We start from the raw sequence: 23,604 nt of genomic DNA on the forward strand, positions 1-23,604 counted from the left end.
TTGATGCAGGCATGACACAAAGCATGTCCAGGGTCTCAAGATGCATAGATAACGGTCCTATGGAGGCATTCTGGGGAATGATGAAATCAGAGATGTATTATCTTAAAAAGTTCAATTCCTACGACGATTTGGAAAAGGCGATCAACGAATACATAGAGTACTACAATAATCATCGATATCAAAAGAGGCTCAACTGTATGACTCCACTAGAGTATAGACAGTATCTTTTGAATACAGCCGCATAAAAAAATGATGCCAACCACAACTCAATGATTGGCATCATAAAACTTTTTGTTTTTATACTGTCTACTTGACAGGGGGCACTTCAAAGGTAAGACGGTAATAGTTCTATTTCGAGATTGGCATCACTCGTCTATAATTTTGCTCATAATGACATGTCATATATCGACTCGGGTGACTTCACCGTTTTGTATGATAAAATCTACATTTCCAAACTTGAGAGAATCCAGCTGATGCTGCGCTTTCTTTATCTGGCTATGATTTCTTTAGTTAAGGTCATTGAATCCCTGCATTGCACATAATTACCCAAAAATAACAAATACTATAACATCCAGTTTATTGGAGATGGTATATACGAGTAATCAAACGTTATTCTGGGCAAGTTTAATATTTTCATGGTCATCTGCCTTATTTCTAAAAAAGGACGATCTAAGGCGGTTTATGCCCGTTTCTTTATTTTGTGGGTTTGTATTTACTTTTATCTTTGAGTCTGGTATTACCTTGCATTGGTGGGCAGTAAAAGAGTCTTTTTTCCCTCTTATAAATTTGCCAATATTCATTTATGGTGCTTATTTTATTGGTACAATCTGGATTTTCAAATACACTTATGGACACTTTTGGCTGTTTCTTATTACAAATATCATTTTAGATTATATCTTAATATTTTTCCTGATTGATTGGTTTATTCAGCGTGGTGCTTGGGAAGCTTACATATCTTATTCTCAAATATTACTTATCACTACTGCGCTAGCTATCCTTATCTACGGATACCAGATGTGGCAAGAAGGAGCGACTAGTTTAGTATCTATGTCTAGTGTACAGCCTGCCATGAGCAAACCGCTGAACGAGAATAATCAGGATGAATCCGATTCCGATAGCAAGTAGACTCACTCCCAACTGTTAATCTGAAATTTCATCCCCGCCCACACATCACTCTCACCAATTACATCATAATTCAATTCCCTGATCCCCTCGCGAAACTCTGCAACCTGTCGAGAATCATCGCCCTGGCAATACTGCTCAGCAATCGACTGCAGCGTATCATCAGGGTTTACTGTATATTGCATTGCAACTAAGGCTAACACCAGTATGAACTGTTCATTTCATTTAGGACTTCGAAGACAAGATATTGATATGCAAAAATGTATTCTACGAGTTAATCAGTCTGCTACTGTTGTTACCCAAGCTGTTTCCCAAGTAAACATAAAAGCCTTTGAGGTAAACCCTCAAAGGCTTGAATTTCTATATGGTGCGCCCGGCAGGAATCGAACCTACGCACATGGCTTCGGAGGCCAATGCTCTATCCCCTGAGCTACGGGCGCACATGAATGGTTTAAATCACAAAATTCATTATATCATAAAACTAATGCCCTGTCTAATCAATTGTCACTATAAACTATCATCATTTATAATCAATCTGCGCTTGGCAATAAGGACACACTTTAGCTTCCCTCTCTATATTATTCCCACAAGACTGACATTTTAACTGCAGAGTATGCTTACAATAAGGACATACTAAAAAACTCTCCTGGACCTTACTGCCACACATAGGGCAAGGGGTGGTCTCTTCTACCACAGTTGCTTCTATATCAATAACATCTGGATCAGCGTTCCTCCGCCTGTCTATATTGGATTTACGACCAAGCAACAAATATAAAGGAACGATTATAATGGGCATTGGAATACTAGCTACAGCCCAAAGCAGTGACGAAGAAAAAGATTTACCTAACTTTTTTGCATCATTATATATAAAATATGCAACGATTAACCCAATCAACATACTAATTCCCATAGCAAAACCACCTTACCTAATGATACGTTATTATAGCATCAAAAACAGCAGGTAGGCAACACCTAAGGCTTAGCTGCTAATTTCTTGCAAAGACTTGCCCTTTGTCTCTTCTCCTAAAAACCAAACGATAGCCGCTACCCCTAACATTACAATGGTAAACATCATAAACACCTTATTAAAGCCATCATTTCCTGAAATCATATAGCCTACAACCGTAGGTGCTAAAATTCCGCCAATACGACCTACAGCAGCTGCCCAACCAGACCCATAAGCACGAACTTTAGTCGGGTATAACTCTGGCGTATAGGTATATACGACTCCCCATGCTCCTAAATTAAAAAATGACATCATACTGCCCCACCAGAGTACAATCGTAGCATTTCCACCTTGCCCAAAAAAATAGGCACATACAGCACAAGCAGCTAAAAAACCAGATAAAGTAGCTTTACGTCCTATGCGATCTACGAGATAAGCCGCAGCGAAATACCCCGGTAATTGAGCCAATGTCATAATTAGTACATATTCAAAGGTTTTAATAACAGTATATCCCTGTCCTACCATTAATGACGGCAGCCAAGTAAATATACCGTAATAGGAATATACAATACCAAACCATAAAATCCACAACATGATTGTTCGTTTAACAAACTGCGTTTTCCAAAGATCTGCAAAAACAGCTACTTTTATCTCTTTATTCTCTGGTGCAATGATGCTGGCAACAGGCCTTATTCCAGCAGCCTCTTCCAGCTTGCTAACAAGATCATGAGCCTCTTTAACTTTTCCTTTGCCGAGCAAATAAGGAATTGACTCTGGCACTGACTTCCAAACCTTAAATACATATAAGGCAGGTAATGCACCAATAAAAAAAGCGATATTCCAGCCATAGCTAGGAATTACTAGATAAGAAATTAAGGCAGCAACTAACCATCCGATTCCCCAAAAGCTTTCTAATAATACTACAAAACGTCCTCTAGCTGTAGGCGGCGCATATTCACTTACTAGGGTAACGGCTACTGGAAGTTGTCCGCCTAGACCGAAACCCACCAAAAATCGAAACAATAATAAAGACTCAAAATTCCATGCCAAGCCACACAAGCCTGTAGCTACACTATACATCACAAGCGTAGCTGAAAATACTTTCTTACGTCCAAAATGATCCGCCATTGATCCAGACAATACAGCTCCTAATGCCATCCCCACCAAGCCAATACTTCCTATATAGCCAACTTGCGCACTAGTCAGCCCCCATACTTTTGCAAGCGTGGGCAAAACAAAAGCAATAATGCCAGTATCCATAGCATCAAACATCCACCCTAACCCAGTGATTACCAATAAACGATAGTGGAATTTGGTCACAGGCACATTTTCTAACCTTGTAATAATATCCATAAAGTCCTCCAATGAATTAACATCTGTCTTGTCACATGTTTGTATTATAACGTTTCTACCTCTTGGTGACAAGAGTTAGTTTGCGAAAAACCTCCGCTCAACATACATATTTTATAAGAAAAGCTCTCCAACCGTTAGGATGGAAAGCCAAAATCTGCTTTTATATTATTGTGTACAAAGTTCTTGTCATTCTTGGTTAAAGATGTAATTCCACCTCGTTTGAGTTGAACTAATGAATCTTCTACCATAGTTATATGTTTTCCCATTGTTTTCCTAGCCAGGTTAGGTTTTTTTTGTTCAATTGCCTGAAAAATCGAACAATGAGAATCATACAAAACATTCTGCATATTTTCTTCCATAAAGATTTTTTGCCTGGAGAACCGATAAGTGCTATTCATTAAATCAGAAACAGCTCCCATTAATTTAATCAGAATTGGATTATGAGCAGCTTTAAGTATTGCAAAATGAAACTCTGCATCTGCCTTATCACCCACTTCTCCATCATTCACTTCATCTACCATGCGATGCAGGGCCGCACGCATCTCTTCTATATCTTCCGGCGTAGCACGAGTAGCTGCTAACGCGGCAATTTCTACTTCTAAGGTTTTTCTTACTTCTAATAAATTCATTGCATCATCAACGTTTACATGTAATAAAAAAGATAATGGCTCAAGCATTCCTTCAAAAGACACCTGACGTACAAAACTACCTTCTCCTGGACGTATCGTTATAATTCCCATTATTTCTAGAGCACTGAAAGCTTCCCGTATAGAAGCACGACTAACATTTAGCTTCTCTGATAATTCACGTTCAGATAATAATTTGTCACCTGGCTGCAATTCCCCGATAACAATAAGCTGCTTAACTTGTTCAATTACTTCCTCATAAACTTTTTTGGTTTTAACTGGTTTAAACATATAATCCCCCATCTCCCTTAATCATTGCAGAGATCTATAAATGTTAGTGATAAGGAGTACGATTTATCAGTTAAATACATGGCGGGCTGCATAGTTTGCCGCCCGCCATGTACTAGATAAGTGTTAGTAACGATGATGATTATCTATTACATCACTTATAATCATTTTTCTTTTATAATATACTATTTTCTTACATAAGTCTAGACTTTAGTATAGAATTCATCTAACTGGGAAATCTTATGGGATCATCCATTGCAGCCAGTAAGCTTGCACATAGGTCATAATACCAACGATAACAGCCAGCACTAGAGAATGTTTAACTGTAAAGCCGAACAAATCGCCTTCTTTACCAACTAATCCAGTAGCTGCAGTAGCTACTGCAATACTTTGTGGTGAAATCATCTTACCGCAAACACCACCGGAAGAGTTAGCAGCAACTGTCAAAATAGGATCAACACCAACTTGTGTTCCTGTAACAGCCTGCAAGTTGCCAAATAACGCATTTGCAGAAGTATCGGAACCAGTTAAGAATACACCTAACCATCCTAAGAATGGGGAGAAGAATGGGAAGAAAGAACCTGTACCTGCAAGGAATAAACCAAGAGTTGAGCTCATACCGGAATAATTCATAATATAAGCCAAACCAAGAACACAAGGAATCGTAATCAAAGGTTTTGTTAATTGTTTTAGCGTTTTAGTGAAAATGGAAATGAATCTTCCAGGACCAACGCCTAAAACTAAGGCTGTAATGATTGCTGCAATAAACAAAGCCGTACCTGCTGCACTAAGCCAGTTAAGTTTATAAAGAGCTGCCATCGCAGTTGGCACTTTCGCAATTGGAGCCACCTGCATAACGACTTTATCCAAACCTGGTACTAAGAATTTCAGCGTAACTGCATCCAAAGCTGCTACTACTGGTTTTAAGCCCCACAAGATAACCATAACAGTCAAAATGATGAATGGAGACCACGCTTTCATTACTTTACCAAAAGTTAATGCTGCACGATTTGCAACAAGAGTAGGTGCGGGTTCATTAGCAAAGCGCCAAATGCTTTTAGGTTTCCAATATTTTAAGAAAATCGTTAAAGAGATAATACAAGCAAGTGAAGATAAAATATCGGGAAGTTCTGGTCCGATATAATTGGAAGAAAACCATTGTACACCAGCAAAAGAGATCCCTGCAACTAAACATGCAGGCAATACTTCTTTTGCAGCTTTCCAGCCTGACATTAGTACAACTAACCAGATCGGAATAATAATGGATAAGAAAGGTAATTGTCTACCAACCATAGCACTAATTTTCATAGTATCAATTCCTGTTACTTGACCAGCAACAATAATAGGAATACCAATTCCACCAAAGGCTACAGGAGCCGTATTAGCGATCAAACATAATCCAGCTGCATATAGAGGATTAAACCCAAGACCTACTAGCATCCCAGCAGAAATCGCAACTGGAGTACCAAAGCCTGCTGCTCCTTCCAAGAAAGCACCGAAACCAAAAGCTATTAAAAGTGCTTGTAAACGACGGTCGTCAGTAATCGTCGCAATTGAATCTTTTACAATTTCAAATTGTCCCGTTTCTACCGTCATATTATAGATGAAAATAGCGGTAAGAACAATCCAGAATATTGGGAATACACCATATAAAGCACCCATAGCTGTTGCAGTAATTGCAATCCCCGCAGGCATTTTATATACAAAAATAGCTACTAACACTGCCGATCCTGCAGCTAGTGCACCTGCAATTTGTCCTGGAGTACGGCGAATAGCCAAAAGATAGAAAATTACAATAATAGGAATTGCTGCGAAAAGGGATGAGAGCGCCAAATTGTTCATCGGATCATAAACTTGAGTCCATGTCATTAAATAAACACCTCTTTTTTATGTTTTTCCATCATTTTTAAATCGTATTAGTCCTTTTCACTGGTATAATCTTCTTCTCACCTCTCTTTGATCAACCAGTATTTTAGTCATCTCACTGGACTAGTGGTCTGACCATAGATATAATATTTCAACAGACTCAGCCAAATTCCTGCCTATATATTTAAAAAATTCAAATAAATAAAATTTTATGTTTTTTCTCACATTTAGAAGGAATTTATATCTTACAGTTAGAATATACTGGTCAGACCACTACATCCAGAATTTATAATTTATTTTAATAAAAAGCGAGGCGTGACTTATGAAGAAAGTAAGTAATAATTGGAAACAAGCTTTTCCACCCGAAAGCGTCGGGACCGCATTTTTTGAAGAATTTGCAATGCGTGCCCAAAATGTTGCAGCTAAGGTATTTAGAGTCAAAACAGCAGCAGAGGCCCAGTCAGTAATTGCCGAGATCATAAAATCCAGTGATGCAAAAAAAGTAGTGGCTACTCCAGAAGTAGTATCCCCTTTAAATCTTCCTACTATACTAGAACCTTTGAATGTAAAATTATATACTGAACAATCAGATATTCGAACCCATGCGGATACCTCAGATGTAGGTGTTGCTTGTGTAGAGTTTGGTATTGCGGAAACGGGCAGTGTTTGTGAAGATGGCCTTGCCATTGAACAACGTCTCATTACGACTCTCCCTCCTATATCGATTGTTGTAATGAATAGTGCAAATGTGGTTCCTACCATAGCAGCAGCCTTTGAAACAATTTCTAAAGTATTTGATCGCGGTTATATCAGCTTCATCACTGGTCCTAGTCGTACATCCGACATTGAGAGGGTATTAACCATCGGCGTACACGGACCTAGTCAATTAGTAATTATCGCTATTGATGAAGAAATAAGGGAGGTATGAAATAATGTCTAGCAATCGTAATCTAAAACAAGAAATCAATGAAAAGTTAATGGATGAAACCTTGCGCGGTTCTTTAAATCGCTTTGCAGAAGCATACCCAATCGCTCGCGCTAAGGCTTATGAAAGTGTTGATGACATCGATTCCCTACGTAACTCTGTAAGAGATATGAAAATAGAAACCGTGGAAAACCTGGAAAAAATCGCTGATCAATTTGAAGAACAAGTCACCAAAAGAGGTGGTAAAGTATTTCGCGCCAAAGATGGAGATGCATTAAAAGAATATCTTTTTAATCTCTGTAAAGAGAAAGGCGTCAAAAGAATTGCTAAATCCAAATCTATGGCTACTGAGGAAATTCATCTGAATCACTTTTTAGAAGAAAAAGGATTACATGTTAAAGAAACAGATTTAGGAGAATGGATCATTTCCATTGCTGGACATAAACCATCACACATGGTCATGCCTGCTATTCACCTTGACCGAAATCAAGTTGCACAATATTTTTCTCAGGAACTTAATAAAGACATTGAGCCTGATATTGCTTACATGGTTCAAGAAGCCAGAATTGCCTTAAGAGACGAATTCTTACAAGCCGATATGGGTATTACCGGTGCAAATTTCGGCATTGCAGAAAATGGCGCCACCGGATTGGTAACAAATGAAGGAAATGCTCGCTTAGTAGCGACATTACCACCAATTCAAGTCGTTATTATTGGCTATGAGAAATTAATTCCTACCATTAAAGATGCTGTTCCCATTCTGAGAACTTTACCAAGAAATGCAACGGGGCAGCTTATGACTAGTTATATGAGCATGATTTCCGGTGCTGCTCCTGCTTTAGTCAAGAAAGATGGTCAATGGGTAGAACAAGAAAAAGAACTTCATGTCATTCTTTTTGACAACGGACGTTTAAAAGCAGCAAAAGACGATAAGTTAAAACAAATTTACCAATGCGTTCGTTGTGCTTCCTGTTTGAATGTTTGCCCTGTTTATACCTTGGTTGGCGGGCATGTTTACGGTCACATTTATGCTGGCGGCATTGGTGCCATTTTAACAGCCCTTTTAAATAGTATGAACGATTTTAAACAAATTAATGAAATGTGTATTGGCTGTCGTCGCTGTACTGAAATTTGCCCTGGAAAAATTGATATTCCTGGATTAATTGAATATCTTCGAGCTAAGTCTGTTGAGCAAGATGGCTTGCCTTTTGGCGTGAAAGCAGTCTTTGAAAACGTTCTTGCCAATCGAAAAGTCTTCCATAATTTACTTCGCTTGGCCTCAATTGGACAAAAACCATTTACCACTGGACGTGTGATTAGACATTTGCCGTTGTTTTTTGCTGGCTTAGCAGCTGACCGCAGCTTACCAGCTGTAGCAGACAAACCTTTTAGAGATCGAGTGAAAAAAGTTACTAAAAAGATAGACAAACCAGTGAAACGTGTTGCTTTCTTCAGTGGCTGTAATATAGACTTTATCTTCCCTGAAACGGGCGAGTCCGTTTATAAAGTACTACAAGATCTCAATATGGAAGTTGTCTTCCCTGAAGATCAAAGTTGCTGCGGTAAGCCAGTATTAGGTATGGGCGACCATGAAACGGCAAGAAAGATTGCCAAACAAAACATTATTGCCTTTGAAGAAGCGAAAGCGGACTATATTATGTTTGCCTGCCCAACTTGCGCTGAAACTTGGCATCTTACCTATGTAGAGTTGTTTAAAGACGATCCAGAATGGAGCAAGCGAGTCGAAAAACTGGTTCATAACGTACGGGAATTTACCAGCTTTGTTGCCGGTGAATATGATAAAGTTGGTCGTCTGACCAAAACGAGTGGCAGACAAAAAGTAACCTATCATGATTCTTGTCATATGAAGCGTGGTCTTAGCGTGCACACTGAACCTAGACAACTATTGGAATCTGCACCTGGTTATGATTTCGTAGAAATGAAAGATTGTGATAAATGCTGCGGCATGGCCGGTGCATTCGGTGTGAAATATACTGAGCTATCTATGCCAATCTTAAAGAAGAAAATTGATAATATTAAAGACAGTGGTGCTGAAGTAATTGCTGTAGCCTGCCCAGCCTGCATGATGCAAATCCAAGGTGGACTGGATAAACAAGCTCCTACTATTAAAATTAAGCATGTTGCAGAAATCATTGCTGAACAAATTAAAGAATAATAAAAAGCAAGAGATTGAGAGCGATTGCCCTCAATCTCTTGTTTTTTTTGCTATAGACAAACTTTCCGCAAAGATGCTGCTAACCATGTGAGAAAAGGCAGCTAGGACAGCATCAAAATCCCCTTCCCCTTTAGCTCTTCTTTGATCTTAGACAAAACTTCCTCATTAGGAATTTCTATAGTATGCAAGTGTACGCCACCAGTGATGCTTGCTAACTGTTCCGCCTTACCATCCTTTAACTTATGCAGAAATTCTCCAATTTCCCGACGTGATCCTAACATCAAATTCGCCTTTAATTCCCCATATAAAGAATGATCTACTATAACATCAAGTACCTTGCCACCATTATCCACAATAATAGATAGTTCTTCTTCCAACTCATCTTGACCGTGCTTACAGGCTAAAGTAGCTTTTATACTCTTCGAGCTATCCACTAATGGCAACAGGTATCCTTGAGGCGTAGCATATATCACATTTCCTGCAGCTCGTAAAATAGCAAAGTCCGTAACAATCACTTGGCGACTCACTCCTAGCTCTTTTGCCAGTCGAGTTCCTGTTAATGGCTGTTCTGCTGTCTTTAGTTTCTCTAATAATCTTCCTCGTCGCTCTTTTGCATCCATTACTATGCTCCCCTACACTATATTATTAACAATAAGAAAACTTCAATCATTAAATTGATCGCGTTTTAACTAAACAAAATCTCTTTCATTCACAATTCGGTCAAAAGCTTTTTTTTTCCTGCTCCTCCACTTTTACGAATAAAAGCACATAACAATAAGATTATGATATAAAAAATGAGTATCAGAATCTTCATTCCAATACTCATTACAACTTATAATATGGTGGGCGATGACAGGATCGAACTGCCGACATCCTGCTTGTAAGGCAGGCGCTCTCCCAGCTGAGCTAATCGCCCGTAGCTATTTGGTGACCCGTGGGGGAATCGAACCCCCGTTATCGCCGTGAAAGGGCGGTGTCTTAACCGCTTGACCAACGGGCCACATATGGCTCCTCGAGTAGGACTCGAACCTACGACCGATCGGTTAACAGCCGATTGCTCTACCAACTGAGCTATCGAGGAATAACAACATTTATTATTATAAATTATCTTAACCATAAATGCAATAGGGTAAACTAACTTTTTTCAATTTTATTTTAATAATTCTTGTACAAAACTAGGCAGAACAAATGAGCTTTTGTGAATTTCGTTATTATAATAACGGGTAATTAACTCTTGAACATTTTCACTATTCGTTTGAATCGGATCATATTTTTTGGAGCCTATAGTGAAGCAATGTAATCCGCTAGGGTAAGTAGGAATGCTTGCCAAATACAGTTTCGTAATAGGAAATAATTGGCGAATCTCTTTATTTACATATGTAATTAATTCTTGATGATAAAAAGGTGATTCTGTTTGCTGTACAAACAGTCCATCCTCTTTTAGAGCCTTATACACATTACTATAAAAATCAGGTGTAAATAGCCCTTTCCCTGGACCGATAGGATCGGAGCAATCTACAATGATAATATCATATTTATTTTCAGCTTCCTTCATATAAGATATACCATCACCAATTTTAAGCTCCAATTTAGGATGGTTATGAATAATAGCTTCACTAATTTCTGGAAGGAATTTTTTACAAGCATCAACGACCAATCCGTCAATTTCAACCATTTCTACTTTTTCAACGCATTCATGCCTTACAACCTCACGAATTGTACCACCATCGCCACCACCAATAACGAGTACTTTCTTAGGGCTAGGATGGGCAAATAAGGGAATATGAACAATCATTTCATGATAAATAAATTCATCCGCCACCGATGTTTGAAACACACCGTCCAGCACTAACATACGGCCGAATTGTTCTGAATCTACTACCGCGATCTCTTGATAATCAGATTTCCCCATAAATAATGTTTCTCTTACGCGCGCTCTTAGTTCTAAGTCTTTTGTTTGCGCCTCATTAATCCATAGATTCATCTTTGCATCCCTCCAACCTTTATTTTACGTGTATTTATTCAATGGTTATTATATCTTCAATATGAGCAATCTATTTTAATTATAACGATTATAGTTCTTGGGCAAAATACGCCTTTCCCAAAATCTTCTATATCCATAAATTCTATCATAAAATCGACTTGGGGAAAAGGTCTATTTCTTTTCCCCTCTTACTTATCACAGCGTTCACTCTACTCCAGTATACCGTATTGGCTTATTTTTATGAAAATTTAATTCCCATCAATTAGCATATATCCGATATGTCTTATATTCTACCTTCTTTTCAATGGAGCAAACATTTTATTGATGATACGATCTAGCTACAGTTAGACTTACCCGTCATATCATCTTTTATTCCTAAATCACCTGGACAAGTCCCCTTTGGAGTATTCCAGATAGAATTAATCGCATGTGTCGCATTTAATTGGGTCATCAACCAAATGTAGGTATCACGAAATTGAAATAAATCAAATTGCGTACTTTTTAACCCATTTAGAATCCAGGCTCCTAACCAGATTATGATAAAAATTGCAGTATAGGCTCCCATACACTTGCTAGGAAAATAAATAACTTGTTCAATACTTCGCCACATTTATATCTCCCCCTCCCAAAATAGAAGTACTTACTAAATAAATAGTCTTTTTATTATCCTATTCTGGGTAAGTAAAAGAGTTATACACAACAAAAAAGCCCTCTCATTTCATCTCCAAGAGTAAAATGAAAGGGCCCTTACATGCTATTAGCGATAAAAATAAATAAAAGTAGCAGCTACATTCACAATCAGAGCACCAATCATGGGAATAGACGTACGTTTTACTACATCAATTGGCGATACATTTGCAATACCGGAAACAACTACAATAACCGCAGTAATTGGTGACATGCTGCGGGCAATACTTGCAGCAAAGTGCATCGGCAACAGCATTAAAACAGGAGCAATATCCATCTTAGCGGCTACAACAGGAGTCAAAGCAACAAAAGCAAAGAATGGTGCATTGCCTGAACCCATTACTACAGATGATATAGCAATAATCGATACCATGACAATAATCATACCTGCGCCGCCAAATCCCGCGGATTGGGCAGAGCTAATAATCGATTCAATAGCTCCCACTGATTTTAACCCTTGAGCAAAAGTTTCCCCAGCTACGACTAAGGTAACTACAGCAGCAAACTGAATACCCATACCATCAAAGAAAACTTGCAAATCAGTAAATACTTTTTTAATATCTCGTTTACGAACAAACTCAAAAATCATAGCTACAAATAGACTAATAAACATTGCATTCACAATATCCATTTTAATTCCCTTAATTCCAATATCGCTAAAAGCCAAAATCAGTACTAAAGGTACAGCAGGTAACAAAGCAAAAATACCTGGTGGAAGCTCTTCCTCTGCTTTATTCGTGGTTATCTCTGCCCGCTCTACAATATGTCCTTGTTTTTTATCAAACCACTGTTGGACAAAATAATGTAATACAGCAACTACCACCATTACGGTTAGAGCAACAGGAATTTGATACTGAGTCCAGTACGTTGCAATGTCCATGCCAGCCGTATTCGCTGACAATACACTGCCAGGATCTCCAGGACTCCAATCTAAACATAACGTAGTGCCAATAACAGCCGTCGCAGCTAATCGGCTAACACCTAGACGCACTAAAATAGGAAACATCGTAACCATGAGCAACATTCCTAAACCAGAAGCACTATTAATAAACAAGCCTAATACCTGACCGACCAAATAACATGCAGCCAGCATTACATAAGGTGCATGAAGCTTTTGCAAAGGTTTAATGGCAATGTTGACCAACGCCTTACTTGCCCCAATATGATCCATATATCGAGCAAAGCCTCCCACTGCCATAATACTAAGGCCAAGACCAGCAGCCCTGCCACTCAACGTCTTTTTTATAAACTCAAATAAATCAAACCAAATAAATCCTGTACTTTCCTTTACTGGTAAAATTGTTCCCAACCCAAAAATAACAGCACATGACATAAGAATAAGACCACCAAAAACCAAAACAGCTTGTGTCTTATATTGCTTTAAAATCATGTAGACAACCATTGACGTAACTATAAGTGCTAATAATATTCCCAACATTTTTCTTTCCTCCTAATTATATCCCTTTCCTCTTTACTATTTGAAGGTAAAACCGATCTCCTATAGTAAATGTATTTTAAATACATTTACTATAGTTCTATAAATCTTCATTATCTCCTGCAGGCGGACATTAATTCGCTGTAAATTTAGAAAATTTAATCAATTTAACTGCAAATCAATACCTAGTTACTTTTACTTCTGAATATTATATAATCAATTAAGCACTATAAATTATTATGAGGTATTCTATGAGCAGAATGACAGCATCACATCTTAAGAGAGGCATTATTTTTGGTGATAATAACACTGCAGAATATGTCTATTTGCCGGCCAGTGAAATTGGTATGGAAGACCCGTTATGTGTTTTGGAAACACCTAACGGACGACAAGATCTCAATCTGAAGCAAGCTTTATCTTTTATATTAAAACTTAGCTTAAGACCAGTATGCCACCCTAGATTTGGACGTAGCTCCTTCTAGTTTAATTAAAGCAGTAAAGCCTTTACTATGTCTGACAGCATAGAAGAGGCTTTATTTCTTATTCCTGTTATAAAAATTTAAATTCAGCTACATCTTCATTGTTTTCGGCAAAAATTACTGTGCCCTCTATGATCTTTCCTGCCAAGACTGTAGGCAGCCAATAGATATCATCCTGCCACATTTCATTATAAGGAATATCAGACTGTGAAAACCATTGAGGCTTCATTTCTTTCGTTTCTACTGGTTCTCCCTGCCAGGTATGCACTAGAAAGATATGTACATCATGCCGCAGCTGAGGGCTTGCGGGAAAAATGAAGTCAAGTTTACCTACATACGCTAACTGCCCCTCAGCGACCTGAATGCCACTTTCTTCTTTCAGTTCCCTTACAGTTGCCTGCAATATTGTTTCGCCGTCTTTAAGTTTACCACCAAAACCATTATATTTTCCTTGACCAAAGCCTGTTTTTTTCATGCCAAGCAAAATTTTATCTTTTTTAAGCAAGAAACAGAGTGTGGTTGTATACATTTTGTCATCTTCTTTCTTTAAAGTGTTGGACATGTCCCTTTGCCATCCTGACAGTTCTGCTTGTATAGCAAGAAAAGTATTACCGGGAAATATCGCCTCCTCCTACAGTAATAATTGTGATTTAATATATCCAATAAATACAATAAAAAACAACAGTCTGTTAAGACAGTTGTGGAATACCAATTATTTAATCTAATAAGAATTTTTCCATCACATGCACATCAATCCATTTTCCATCTAACATTCCTTGTTTTACATAAGTACCAACCTTTGTAAAACCAAGAGCGTAGTAAAGTTTATGTCCTGTACGATTAACGGCCAGCGTAGTCAATACCATCTTATAAAATTCTTCCTCTTTAGCCACTTGAATTAAAGCTAGTAATAAATGTTTCCCAAGCTTTTTATTTCGTTCTTCTCTATTAATATAAATGGAAAGATCAGCAACACCTTTATAACATTCCCGTGCATTAAAAACGTTGAGTGAAGCCCAGCCTTTTATCCTTTTCTCTGCATCTTCAAGTACTAATACTTTATGCCTCGAACTCCTGTTTTTCAGCCACGCTATCATTTCTTCGACACTTTTTGTATTTGTTTCTAATGTAGCAATTCGGTCTTGTATGCCTTGATTATAAATCTCTGTAATTTGTTTAATATCACTTAGAGAAGCAATCCGAATTAAAAACGTACCTTCTGGCAATTCTAAAGTCCCCTGCATATTCCCCTCACTCCTACTTCTTACCCCTTATTGGTATTGTTATCAAAATTCATTTTTTAATAGCATGCTCTTTAGCGTATTGCCATAAACACCGCTGAACACACGCAATCTCCTCTTGAGCAGGTAGAGCAGCTATCAGCTTTTCAATATACCCTTGCTCTATTATGTAGGAAAAGGAATAGGAAAAGTAGATATCATATATCCACGATAAACGAAAAAGCATTAAATCATTTCCAGTCTTGATGTCTGGATACTCCACTAATTTCCCCTGTAGTATGTCCTTAACGATTTTTGCTGAATACCCAGTATCGTTTCCTAGCTCTAGGGGCAAAGGGATTTTGTTCTCCTCTTCTTTTGTAACTAACATGGAAAAAATGTCAATCTTATCTGCATCTCGAACAATCTTTGCAGGAGTTAACCATTCCAAGTTTTCATCGATTGGCAGCTCACGTCGATTATGATATAATACAGCATTTTTAACAATCTTCTGTTCTTGATCATTTAGCCCAGCAGCTTGCAGACTGCCCGATTCCTGCAAAACTTCCAATCCCAATTGAGCATGATTTACAGACAATGCATCATTAAAAGTTCTGTAGGTCTGGTATTGCTGAAACCTACCAATATCATGAAGCAATGCAGCAATTTTGATATGCTGCATCTGTTCAAAAGTACAAGATAACCAAGTACCAATTCGCTTGGCATTTTCCAGTACCCGCATCGTGTGCTCTTCCTTCAATCGAATATGAAATTGCAGCTGCGCATCCATAGAATAAAACCCATGAACATAATGCTGAAACCAGTTCTTAAGAAATAAAAAAGCATTTTCCTTCATAGGACCTCCAATTATTTGGCTTTTCTCTTTTCCGCTTTACTAGGAACACCTGTCAATATGATTTGTTTATCCTGAGCTGTTACCTTAATATCAAAATCAACAATTCCTTCTTTATATAGTTTAACTTTCAAGTCAAGTAACGCTTTGCCTACCCTTTCCTGCAATTCTGGCGTAAAAAATTCACTCACATAGTTCTTATTATCTTTTTGTATCCCTCTCACTGGCTGAGAAGCAGCTGCTTCTTCCTCATAATTTTCATTTTCAAAAGTAAGAGTTTCCTTATAATCGCCAAACATAGCTGTATCACTTAAATTTTTAGGTATTTTCGCCATACTCTACTCACCCTATCGTCTTAAATTTTTATACCTACATTATAGCACAAATCCAGTTACTTTTCGTTTTTTCCTGCTGTCAGCCAAGTATATAACCCTTCTCCAGCAGTGACTCCGGGTCTTGGAACCCAATTTTTCTTTTCTAGCCATTTACGAATACTTCCCTCTCCATCTGGCTTTATCAGCAGAACTTTTGGCCCAACCAAACCAATGATCCAATTTGATAATTTACCTTGAGCAAGAATCTCCGTTGCCATTTCAGGAGTATCACAAGCCAATATCATCGCTCTGGAAAACAAAGTTTTATCATAAGCAGCAGCCCACTGCTGCAGCGTGCATAGCACATTTTCCGCAGGAGGAACTTTACTATGATCAGCAATCAGCGCAAATAAATCATCAACTGAAGCTCCTCCCTTTAACGCACGAAGTACACTGTTGCGAGTAAATCCTCCTTGGTAAACATAATCTTGCACCTGAGTTTCAGCAAAGACCGATAACATCCACACTACGTAAGGACTTACATTCTTGGGGACAAAAAAGGAAAGATCCGGCTGAATGATCAACTGCTGCTCTAGCTCAACAGGTAAAACTTGCCGAAAATTATCAAATAAGAGTGCAAAGATCTCTTCTGTATTTTTATGATATAGATCAATTTTAATCATTTGACTTATAGCCTTACCTGCATCTTTCCCCTCAGCCAGCCACTGGGACAAGGCCAATCCCAAAGGAGTCAACCGCCAAAAATTTCGTGGCATTTCCTCTTCTGTAAGCCATTGGGTTGGTAATTCGACTGTAGTCTTCTCGAATAATCCACAATACATAAGCGGCTCCAATACCACTGCCTCTAACCACTCTTCACTGCTAAAAGGATCTTTGGCATGAAAAAGCACGGAAGATTCATCTAGAATACTTTTCATCATTAAAGACGCTCCAGTTAACCACGTTCCTTTTACTTGTGCTGCATATTTTAATAAATTAGCAATAAAAGGCAGGCTTCCGCCCTTATGATATTGAATGCGGGAAATTTGCCAGCTCAAAATGTAGAGTAAACGATGGGGTGATGGTGAAAATATAAAATCATCCCATTTCTCTCCATTTAATTGATAATAGCAGCAGTCACCTTTATCAACTACAATCTTTAAGGCTCCTATTTCTTGTAAAATCCCTAAAAGCATACGTGTCATATTGGTATATAAATTTTCATCAGCGGCTTCTTCCCATCCATCAGCTGCTGCAGGACTCAAACGTGACATTAAACGACGCAATACGGATTTTGCCATAAATTTCTTTACAGTAAGTTTTGGTTTTTCTACATACAAAAATGCGGATAGCTCAATCAAATCCGTAAGAGACTGTCCTCCACTATCAATTGCAGAATGCGTGGCCGGAAGCTGCGCTTCTAAAAAATAATAAAATGCTGACATTTTATCTAGTGTTTTCTTAAAATCGGGTATTACCAATAATGACTGAGGCATCTGCCCTTCTAACAGCCACCCCTTCTGCAGCAAATCAGTTACCGCAGCATCAATTAATTTCGCGGGTACCGTTAAAAGATATTTTTCATATACTTGATCCATCGCTACTGGCTTACCAGCAAATTCACATAAAAAAGCTATAATATTTTGCTCTTCTTCTCTCAAATCATGATATACACTCGCAAATCGTGGGATATGGAAGATAGCCTCACGTAGCAAATTAGGAACATTACCCACCCAGCCACTTACATCAAATAGCCAGCACATTTTATTTAAGGCTGTTTTATTTAATGCATAAATTTCTTCTAAGGTATATGCATGATCCAAACGTAAGGATAATTTCTTATTTGGCAAAATTCCCCATTCCTTCCCTTGCCAATGTTTCATCAAAATCCAGAATTTGATATTGGTACCCCTGCTCTGTTAAAAATAATTGACGATGGTGAGCAAATTCCTGCTCGCGAGAATCCTTGGAAACTACACTATAAAAATAAGCTGACCGTCCGTCATCTTTAGGCCGTAAGATTCTGCCCAAGCGCTGAGCCTCTTCCTGGCGAGAGCCAAAGGCTCCGGAAACCTGTACACCTACTGCTGCATCAGGCAGATCAATGGCAAAATTAGCCACTTTAGATACAATTAGTACTGGAATTTTTCGACTACGAAATGCTTGATATAACTCATCTCGTTTTACACTTGCCATCTTACCAGTGATAAGAGGAAATCCAAAATAGTCTGCAATAGCTTCTAACTGCTTTATATATTGACCAATAATCAATATACCTTCTCCAGCATGTTTATGCAAAATATATTCAATAGCCTTTAGCTTATCAACATTCTCTGCTTCCATACGATAAGCGATTCGCTCTGGTACTTGGGCACACTCCATGCGCAGGGAAAAATCCATGGGCACGCGTACTTCTGTACAAACCGCTGTAGCAATCCAGCCAGCACTCTCCATTTCAATCCATGGAACATCAAGCTTTTTGGGACCAATCAAAGTAAAGACATCCGCTTCCTTTCCATCTTCTCTCACCAAGGTAGCCGTTAAACCTAACCTGCGCTTTGCCTGTAATTCAGCTGTAACTTGAAAAACAGGCGCTGGCAGCGTATGTACTTCATCATAAATAACCAATCCCCAAGCCCGGGCATTAAAAATTTCAAAATGAGGGAAGGGACCGTTTTTAACAGGCCGATAGGTTACCATTTGATACGTAGTAACTGTTACGGGACAGATATCTTTTCGGTCTCCTGAATATTCACCAACTACTTCTGACGGCAAATCTGTTTTCTCTACAATTTCTCTCATCCATTGATGTACAGCACTAGTTGAGGTTGTCAATATCAGCGTATTCATGCCGATTTTTTCCATTGCCCCGATGCCGATTATTGTTTTACCTGCACCGCAGGGTAAAACCAAGACCCCTGATCCACCCGTCTCTCGACCGCTATCATAAAAAAGCTCAACAGCCTGCCTCTGATAATCCCGTAAGGCAAATTCCCGTCCAGCTAAATCTTTCTGGCGTAACGTTATTGCTAATTCTTCACCATCAACATAACCAGCTAGATCCTCAACAGGATAGCCTATTTTTACTAAAAGCTGCTTTATAATCCCCCTTTTCCCTGCGGGAATAACCAAGGTATGTTCATCTAATTTTGCTGTAAAGATAGTCTTAGTCTCTTTGTGTCCAGCAATGGTCATAATCGTAGGAATATCCTGAGAGTATAGATACAAAAACTCTCCAGGCACAGCAAGTTTATCAGCTTCATGTTCTGCTATCATTGGCGGGTATGACATTAGTTTAACCAGGCCATAACGACTCATGTAGCCTTCAATATCACGGCAGACATTATTAGGCAGAGGAAACTTCACATAGGCTAGTAAAAATTCAAGCACCTGAGCCGCAGTCTGGCCTGTGGCTGCAGCATTCCATAAAGATAGAGGAGTAATACGATATGTATGGATATGTTCAGGGCTCTTCTCTAAATCTGCAAATGCAGACAATCCGCTGCGCACGATTTCAAAATCAGGGTGATACGCTTCTAGCAACACTGAGAAATCGCCTTGAACAATCATTGGATTCGCTGGATTATATGCCACTTTTACCTCCTAATAGTACATGCTGTGTAATGACCTTTAATCACATGCTATATCTTTATATTGTACGATGCCGAAAAGGATTCGTCAAAAAATAAAGAAGAATAGATTCTATACTGTTATTGTGACAAGCATCACAGTATCTATACATATTCTACTCTATACTTACTATATAAGAACTAAAAAAATGATGTGGAGGATGAATCATGATTGATACAGGGAATCTAGAAAGACAGCATCAAGATTTTTTTGCTTTGATGGATAAAATATCCATACATAAATCAGAAGGGCAGGTAAAAGCTCATGCATCAGCTATTGCACTGCTGTTAAATCAATTATCAGGAAAGCTTAAAATTCATGCAATAAGTGAAGATAAGTTTTTATATCCTTCTTTAATGAATCACAGTAACAGTAGCGTCAAAACGATCAGCCAAAATTTTTACGCAGAAATGGGTGGTTTAGCTCAAGTATTCGAAGAATTTAAAAGCAACTTTGCCACTACAAATAAAATTTCTGCTAATCCGGCTGCCTTTCTTAGTGAATCACAAAAAGTCTTCACAGCCCTTCAAAGACGCGTGAATAAAGAAAATACAGAACTCTATCCTTTAGCAGCACTGTAAAGAGCAGCGAATAGAATGAGAAGGCATTGCTTTTATCTTAAAAGCAATGCCTGTTTTATTCAATCTCATTATGGATTTTGATTTTGCAATAGATCCTCATCCGGATTTGATTCACCTATTTCATTTAGCTCCTGAAAAAACTTTTTCTCATCTAATTCATTTTCCCATTTTGCAACAATAACGGTAGCAACTCCATTACCAATTAGATTCGTTACTGCTCTTGCTTGTGACATAAAGCGATCAATGCCAAATATTAAAGCCAATCCGGCTACAGGAATACTTGGTATTGCTGATAAGGTTGCAGCAAGTACAATAAAGCCACTTCCTGTTACTCCAGAGGCTCCTTTCGAAGTCAGCAGCAGTACCGCAAGAATTGTCAGCTGCTGCACGATGGTTAAATCCGTATTAGTAGCCTGGGCTACGAAAATAGCTGACATTGTAAGATAGATAGAAGTACCGTCAAGGTTAAAAGAATACCCTGTTGGAATCACGAGACCAACGACGGATTTTGAGCATCCGAGCTTTTCTAACTTATTAATCATGCGAGGCAGTACACTTTCAGAAGATGCAGTCCCCAGTACAATCAAGAATTCTTCTTTTATATAGGAAATGAATTTCATAATATTAAATCCCGCCCACCTTGCAATCAAGCCAATGACCACAAAGACAAAGACAGTACAGGTAGCATAAAAGCAAACTAACAGCTTACCAAGGGGTATTAAAGAAGCAATGCCGTATTTACCAATCGTAAAAGCCATCGCACCAAAAGTACCAATGGGAGCCAGCTTCATAATAAAATCTACAATTCCAAACAATGCATGAGAAACTTCTGTAATAACACCAAACAATTTAGTTTCTCTGCCTCCCATGGCTGACAATGCGCCACCAAACATAACAGAGAATAGCAGCACCTGTAAAATATCCCCCTTGGCAAACGCATCAACTACGGTTGAAGGAATAATATTCATAATAAAATCCGCTGTGCTATGAGCCTTGGCTGCTGTAGTATAAGCAGAGATCGACCCTGTATCTAACGTTTTGACATCAACATTCATGCCTACCCCTGGCTCAAACCAATTTACCACAAATAATCCCATAATCAAAGCAAAGATTGTAACAACTTCAAAGTAAATCAATGCTTTTGCTCCCACCCTGCCAACTTTTTTCATATCATCCATACCAGCAATGCCAGTTACTATTGTACAGAAGATAATTGGAGCAATAATCATTTTAATCAATTTTATAAATCCATCACCGAGGGGCTTCATGCTCTCACCAAATCCAGGATAAAAATGTCCTAAGGCAATCCCACAAACGATGGAAAAAAATACTTGAAAATGAAGCGACGTACAAAATTTTTTCATTTCATGCTTCCTCTCTTTAAGATTTTTATATGCAAACTAATTTTTACCTCAAACCAAGAAATCAATTAGTTTCTATAAACAATAATCCTACCACTCATAAAGTACTATATTAACATATCATAAATTTTAAAAAAGACAACAATTTAACTGTGAAAATACAAAATACATAATCTTGATATGTATCGATTCCTATAATGTACACTATGTGCCAACAAAAAAGGGAAACCACTAGCTTTTGCTCTTTCTAGGGCTTCTCATCTTCCTCACAATCTTTCAACTTTATTTGGTTATTATCAATGAAATTATTCCTGAATGCTAATACTATGCGAACAATATAACAATTCCTGATCTCTAGCTTAAATTATACCAGCACTTTTACCATAAGGAAAAAATACCTAGCCTATTCTTGATCCTTAATCATTAAAGTAAATACACTAATTTCAGGCGGACACCCCAGTCGAAAAGGTATCCACTGTCCCGTTCCTGGACTAACATATCCATATGAATCACCTTCCTGATAAAGACCACGCATATAATGGTAACTAACCGGCAATAATGACTTTCCTAAAATATTAACTTGCCCTCCATGAGTATGTCCTGATAATGTAAGAGGTATTTGTGATGAAAATGCATTAAACAGAAAGTCGGGATGATGTGCCAATAATATTTTAAAGGAATCTTCAGGTATATTTCTTTCAGCTTTTTCCATAAATTGCTGTCGCGTACGTTCCTTTTCTCCACTATCTTTAGGCCAAGGATAATCAACTCCTACTATATAGATGAGTGCTTCTCCTACCCGAACTGGAATATTACTATTCTTCAGGACTTGAATTGGACTATTATGCAGAGCCTTGCTAATTCGATTAATATCTCGAAAATATTCATGATTACCCCAACAAAAATAGACACCATATGGTATTAAAGAACAGAATTCGCTAAGTTTTATGATTGCTGTGTCAAGTAGATTCAAGTCATCAATTAGATCTCCTGTTATCACTACCATGCTGGGTTTTTCTTTTACAACCAGTTGCAATACTTCGTCCAATCGTTCCAAGCTAAAAAAAGGTCCTAAATGGGTATCACTGATTTGTGCTATTTTAAACCCTGCCAATTCTTGAGAAAGTTCTTCAAAAGGCAGCGCTACACGCTTGACCACCATTTCCTTTTCTGCTGAATATACGCCTTTAGCACTTACTCCTAAGGATAGTACTGGAGCAGCATAAAGCATACTTTGTAAAAAAGTGCGGCGACTAACGTCCATCTTACCAGTTTCTTTTTTTATATTTGTAAGATCTATCAGCCTTCTTATAGCAAATAATCCAGGAAAAAAACAAAGTAAAATAACTCCGCTGATGATCCAAATATAAGCAAAATCTACAGCTGGGGCTATCCATCGATAGAAAAAAGCAGCATCTGGCTGGAACCACCAATTATAGTTAATAAAAAACCAAGCCATTCCCGTTATAAACCAATATATATGATTTTTACTAGAAAAATTACCATTAAGAAACCACTGCGTTAACAATCGCCAATTAATCCAAAAGATGGCTAGCACAACGACGATTAATATAACATACATGATTAACATTCATGATCCTCCAACTCTATATTTATATCTTCTAAAGACATTATTTCCGTCATGGCTTCTTTCTTATCCTATGATTCTATACAGGCGTTAGAAAAATAGTAAAAAGACCTTGTCAGTTTTTTATCATCGACAAGATCTTCTTACTATTCTCTTTCATTAACCAGTCT

At 38.1% G+C, this 23,604-nt stretch carries 24 protein-coding genes and 4 tRNA genes; 6 read left to right on the forward strand and 22 right to left on the reverse strand.

The window, feature by feature from the left end; all coding sequences use genetic code 11:
* The coding region (locus tag BMZ99_RS12855) for an IS3 family transposase (protein ID WP_139214765.1) at positions 1-245 on the forward strand (245 nt) is incomplete at its 5' end.
* A 153-nt stretch (positions 246-398) separates the two neighbouring features.
* On the opposite strand, the gene BMZ99_RS27575 is transcribed toward BMZ99_RS12855, so the two are convergent.
* Entirely contained in the window at positions 399-491 is a 93-nt protein-coding gene (locus BMZ99_RS27575; RefSeq protein ID WP_407670192.1) for a DUF2292 domain-containing protein, read from the reverse strand.
* Between the two features lie 190 nt (positions 492-681).
* Between BMZ99_RS27575 and BMZ99_RS12865 the strand changes: the two genes are divergently transcribed.
* A complete protein-coding gene (locus BMZ99_RS12865) occupies positions 682-1,125 on the forward strand; it encodes a hypothetical protein (RefSeq protein WP_245754957.1) in 444 nt (147 codons plus the stop codon).
* A 2-nt stretch (positions 1,126-1,127) separates the two neighbouring features.
* On the opposite strand, the gene BMZ99_RS12870 is transcribed toward BMZ99_RS12865, so the two are convergent.
* From BMZ99_RS12870 to BMZ99_RS12895, 6 genes are all read right to left on the reverse strand, one after another.
* Entirely contained in the window at positions 1,128-1,307 is a 180-nt protein-coding gene (locus tag BMZ99_RS12870; RefSeq protein ID WP_090937962.1) for a LysM peptidoglycan-binding domain-containing protein, read from the reverse strand.
* A gap of 180 nt (positions 1,308-1,487) precedes the next feature.
* A tRNA-Arg gene (locus BMZ99_RS12875) sits at positions 1,488-1,562 on the reverse strand.
* Positions 1,563-1,642: 80 nt separating this feature from the next.
* Positions 1,643-2,032 carry a zinc ribbon domain-containing protein gene (locus tag BMZ99_RS12880; RefSeq protein ID WP_090937787.1) on the reverse strand — a complete coding sequence of 130 codons (390 nt, stop codon included), beginning with the start codon at positions 2,030-2,032 and terminating at the stop codon, positions 1,643-1,645.
* Positions 2,033-2,101: 69 nt separating this feature from the next.
* Positions 2,102-3,421 carry an MFS transporter gene (locus BMZ99_RS12885; RefSeq protein ID WP_090937790.1) on the reverse strand — a complete coding sequence of 440 codons (1,320 nt, stop codon included), beginning with the start codon at positions 3,419-3,421 and terminating at the stop codon, positions 2,102-2,104.
* 134 nt (positions 3,422-3,555) lie between these two features.
* Positions 3,556-4,338 (reverse strand): FadR/GntR family transcriptional regulator, encoded by a 783-nt coding sequence (locus tag BMZ99_RS12890; RefSeq protein ID WP_090937792.1) that lies wholly within the window; start codon positions 4,336-4,338, stop codon positions 3,556-3,558.
* A 237-nt stretch (positions 4,339-4,575) separates the two neighbouring features.
* Positions 4,576-6,204: an L-lactate permease gene (locus BMZ99_RS12895; RefSeq protein ID WP_090937795.1), complete on the reverse strand. Its 1,629-nt coding sequence runs from the start codon at positions 6,202-6,204 to the stop codon at positions 4,576-4,578.
* A 319-nt stretch (positions 6,205-6,523) separates the two neighbouring features.
* Between BMZ99_RS12895 and BMZ99_RS12900 the strand changes: the two genes are divergently transcribed.
* A complete protein-coding gene (locus tag BMZ99_RS12900; protein ID WP_090937797.1) occupies positions 6,524-7,129 on the forward strand; it encodes a LutC/YkgG family protein in 606 nt (201 codons plus the stop codon).
* Between the two features lie 4 nt (positions 7,130-7,133).
* On the forward strand, positions 7,134-9,302 hold the full coding sequence (gene ldhH, locus BMZ99_RS12905) for an L-lactate dehydrogenase (quinone) large subunit LdhH (RefSeq protein WP_090937800.1): 2,169 nt from the start codon (positions 7,134-7,136) through the stop codon (positions 9,300-9,302).
* Positions 9,303-9,403: 101 nt separating this feature from the next.
* On the opposite strand, the gene BMZ99_RS12910 is transcribed toward ldhH, so the two are convergent.
* The 7 genes from BMZ99_RS12910 to dcuC all read right to left on the reverse strand — a co-directional run bounded on the left by BMZ99_RS12910 (position 9,404) and on the right by dcuC (position 13,411).
* Positions 9,404-9,922, reverse strand: coding sequence for a transcription repressor NadR (locus tag BMZ99_RS12910; protein ID WP_090937803.1), 519 nt, complete (start codon positions 9,920-9,922; stop codon positions 9,404-9,406).
* Positions 9,923-10,142: 220 nt separating this feature from the next.
* Positions 10,143-10,218: transfer RNA gene (locus BMZ99_RS12915), tRNA-Val, on the reverse strand.
* Positions 10,219-10,227: 9 nt separating this feature from the next.
* A tRNA-Glu gene (locus BMZ99_RS12920) sits at positions 10,228-10,302 on the reverse strand.
* A gap of 5 nt (positions 10,303-10,307) precedes the next feature.
* Positions 10,308-10,383: transfer RNA gene (locus BMZ99_RS12925), tRNA-Asn, on the reverse strand.
* 69 nt (positions 10,384-10,452) lie between these two features.
* On the reverse strand, positions 10,453-11,286 hold the full coding sequence (gene speE / locus BMZ99_RS12930; protein WP_090937805.1) for a polyamine aminopropyltransferase: 834 nt from the start codon (positions 11,284-11,286) through the stop codon (positions 10,453-10,455).
* A 334-nt stretch (positions 11,287-11,620) separates the two neighbouring features.
* Positions 11,621-11,896 (reverse strand): hypothetical protein, encoded by a 276-nt coding sequence (locus BMZ99_RS12935; protein WP_090937808.1) that lies wholly within the window; start codon positions 11,894-11,896, stop codon positions 11,621-11,623.
* 147 nt (positions 11,897-12,043) lie between these two features.
* Entirely contained in the window at positions 12,044-13,411 is a 1,368-nt protein-coding gene (gene dcuC / locus BMZ99_RS12940) for a C4-dicarboxylate transporter DcuC (protein WP_090937810.1), read from the reverse strand.
* A 248-nt stretch (positions 13,412-13,659) separates the two neighbouring features.
* Between dcuC and BMZ99_RS12945 the strand changes: the two genes are divergently transcribed.
* Positions 13,660-13,890, forward strand: a complete 231-nt coding sequence (locus BMZ99_RS12945; protein ID WP_090937813.1) for a hypothetical protein — start codon at positions 13,660-13,662, stop codon at positions 13,888-13,890.
* Positions 13,891-13,957: 67 nt separating this feature from the next.
* Here the strand turns inward: BMZ99_RS12945 and BMZ99_RS12950 are convergent, their stop codons facing one another.
* From BMZ99_RS12950 to BMZ99_RS12975, 6 genes are all read right to left on the reverse strand, one after another.
* Positions 13,958-14,449, reverse strand: coding sequence for an 8-oxo-dGTP diphosphatase (locus BMZ99_RS12950; protein ID WP_245754958.1), 492 nt, complete (start codon positions 14,447-14,449; stop codon positions 13,958-13,960).
* Between the two features lie 154 nt (positions 14,450-14,603).
* Positions 14,604-15,131, reverse strand: a complete 528-nt coding sequence (locus BMZ99_RS12955; RefSeq protein ID WP_090937816.1) for an arsinothricin resistance N-acetyltransferase ArsN1 family A — start codon at positions 15,129-15,131, stop codon at positions 14,604-14,606.
* A gap of 49 nt (positions 15,132-15,180) precedes the next feature.
* On the reverse strand, positions 15,181-15,963 hold the full coding sequence (locus BMZ99_RS12960; RefSeq protein WP_090937819.1) for an HD domain-containing protein: 783 nt from the start codon (positions 15,961-15,963) through the stop codon (positions 15,181-15,183).
* A gap of 11 nt (positions 15,964-15,974) precedes the next feature.
* Positions 15,975-16,295, reverse strand: coding sequence for a BON domain-containing protein (locus tag BMZ99_RS12965; RefSeq protein WP_090937822.1), 321 nt, complete (start codon positions 16,293-16,295; stop codon positions 15,975-15,977).
* A 56-nt stretch (positions 16,296-16,351) separates the two neighbouring features.
* A complete protein-coding gene (locus tag BMZ99_RS12970) occupies positions 16,352-18,157 on the reverse strand; it encodes a helicase-associated domain-containing protein (protein WP_090937825.1) in 1,806 nt (601 codons plus the stop codon).
* Positions 18,114-19,868, reverse strand: a complete 1,755-nt coding sequence (locus BMZ99_RS12975; protein ID WP_090937827.1) for a DNA repair helicase XPB — start codon at positions 19,866-19,868, stop codon at positions 18,114-18,116. Before BMZ99_RS12975 ends, BMZ99_RS12970 begins: the two co-directional genes overlap by 44 nt.
* 203 nt (positions 19,869-20,071) lie before the next feature.
* Between BMZ99_RS12975 and BMZ99_RS12980 the strand changes: the two genes are divergently transcribed.
* The gene (locus BMZ99_RS12980) at positions 20,072-20,485 is read left to right on the forward strand and encodes a hemerythrin domain-containing protein (protein ID WP_090937830.1); all 414 of its coding nucleotides are present in this window, start codon (positions 20,072-20,074) and stop codon (positions 20,483-20,485) included.
* A 68-nt stretch (positions 20,486-20,553) separates the two neighbouring features.
* On the opposite strand, the gene BMZ99_RS12985 is transcribed toward BMZ99_RS12980, so the two are convergent.
* Complete coding sequence (locus BMZ99_RS12985) at positions 20,554-21,849, reverse strand: dicarboxylate/amino acid:cation symporter (RefSeq protein WP_090937833.1); 1,296 nt, start codon at positions 21,847-21,849, stop codon at positions 20,554-20,556.
* Between the two features lie 400 nt (positions 21,850-22,249).
* Positions 22,250-23,437, reverse strand: a complete 1,188-nt coding sequence (locus tag BMZ99_RS12990; protein ID WP_090937836.1) for a metallophosphoesterase — start codon at positions 23,435-23,437, stop codon at positions 22,250-22,252.
* Between the last annotated feature and the right edge of the window lie 167 nt (positions 23,438-23,604).

It is taken from the genome of Pelosinus propionicus DSM 13327 (genome assembly GCF_900114615.1).
Classification (GTDB): Bacteria; Bacillota; Negativicutes; order DSM-13327; family DSM-13327; genus Pelosinus; species Pelosinus propionicus.

What these genes read in the sequence shown, in the direction of transcription:
- BMZ99_RS12865 (WP_245754957.1), top strand. Translation starts at nt 682, where the DNA reads ATGCCCGTTTCTTTATTTTGTGGGTTTGTATTTACTTTTATCTTTGAG.
- BMZ99_RS12870 (WP_090937962.1), bottom strand. Translation starts at nt 1,307, where the DNA reads ATGCAATATACAGTAAACCCTGATGATACGCTGCAGTCGATTGCTGAG.
- BMZ99_RS12880 (WP_090937787.1), bottom strand. Translation starts at nt 2,032, where the DNA reads ATGGGAATTAGTATGTTGATTGGGTTAATCGTTGCATATTTTATATAT.
- BMZ99_RS12885 (WP_090937790.1), bottom strand. Translation starts at nt 3,421, where the DNA reads ATGGATATTATTACAAGGTTAGAAAATGTGCCTGTGACCAAATTCCAC.
- BMZ99_RS12890 (WP_090937792.1), bottom strand. Translation starts at nt 4,338, where the DNA reads ATGTTTAAACCAGTTAAAACCAAAAAAGTTTATGAGGAAGTAATTGAA.
- BMZ99_RS12895 (WP_090937795.1), bottom strand. Translation starts at nt 6,204, where the DNA reads ATGACATGGACTCAAGTTTATGATCCGATGAACAATTTGGCGCTCTCA.
- BMZ99_RS12900 (WP_090937797.1), top strand. Translation starts at nt 6,524, where the DNA reads ATGAAGAAAGTAAGTAATAATTGGAAACAAGCTTTTCCACCCGAAAGC.
- ldhH (WP_090937800.1), top strand. Translation starts at nt 7,134, where the DNA reads ATGTCTAGCAATCGTAATCTAAAACAAGAAATCAATGAAAAGTTAATG.
- BMZ99_RS12910 (WP_090937803.1), bottom strand. Translation starts at nt 9,922, where the DNA reads ATGGATGCAAAAGAGCGACGAGGAAGATTATTAGAGAAACTAAAGACA.
- speE (WP_090937805.1), bottom strand. Translation starts at nt 11,286, where the DNA reads ATGAATCTATGGATTAATGAGGCGCAAACAAAAGACTTAGAACTAAGA.
- BMZ99_RS12935 (WP_090937808.1), bottom strand. Translation starts at nt 11,896, where the DNA reads ATGTGGCGAAGTATTGAACAAGTTATTTATTTTCCTAGCAAGTGTATG.
- dcuC (WP_090937810.1), bottom strand. Translation starts at nt 13,411, where the DNA reads ATGTTGGGAATATTATTAGCACTTATAGTTACGTCAATGGTTGTCTAC.
- BMZ99_RS12945 (WP_090937813.1), top strand. Translation starts at nt 13,660, where the DNA reads ATGAGCAGAATGACAGCATCACATCTTAAGAGAGGCATTATTTTTGGT.
- BMZ99_RS12950 (WP_245754958.1), bottom strand. Translation starts at nt 14,449, where the DNA reads ATGTCCAACACTTTAAAGAAAGAAGATGACAAAATGTATACAACCACA.
- BMZ99_RS12955 (WP_090937816.1), bottom strand. Translation starts at nt 15,131, where the DNA reads ATGCAGGGGACTTTAGAATTGCCAGAAGGTACGTTTTTAATTCGGATT.
- BMZ99_RS12960 (WP_090937819.1), bottom strand. Translation starts at nt 15,963, where the DNA reads ATGAAGGAAAATGCTTTTTTATTTCTTAAGAACTGGTTTCAGCATTAT.
- BMZ99_RS12965 (WP_090937822.1), bottom strand. Translation starts at nt 16,295, where the DNA reads ATGGCGAAAATACCTAAAAATTTAAGTGATACAGCTATGTTTGGCGAT.
- BMZ99_RS12970 (WP_090937825.1), bottom strand. Translation starts at nt 18,157, where the DNA reads ATGAAACATTGGCAAGGGAAGGAATGGGGAATTTTGCCAAATAAGAAA.
- BMZ99_RS12980 (WP_090937830.1), top strand. Translation starts at nt 20,072, where the DNA reads ATGATTGATACAGGGAATCTAGAAAGACAGCATCAAGATTTTTTTGCT.
- BMZ99_RS12985 (WP_090937833.1), bottom strand. Translation starts at nt 21,849, where the DNA reads ATGAAAAAATTTTGTACGTCGCTTCATTTTCAAGTATTTTTTTCCATC.
- BMZ99_RS12990 (WP_090937836.1), bottom strand. Translation starts at nt 23,437, where the DNA reads ATGTTAATCATGTATGTTATATTAATCGTCGTTGTGCTAGCCATCTTT.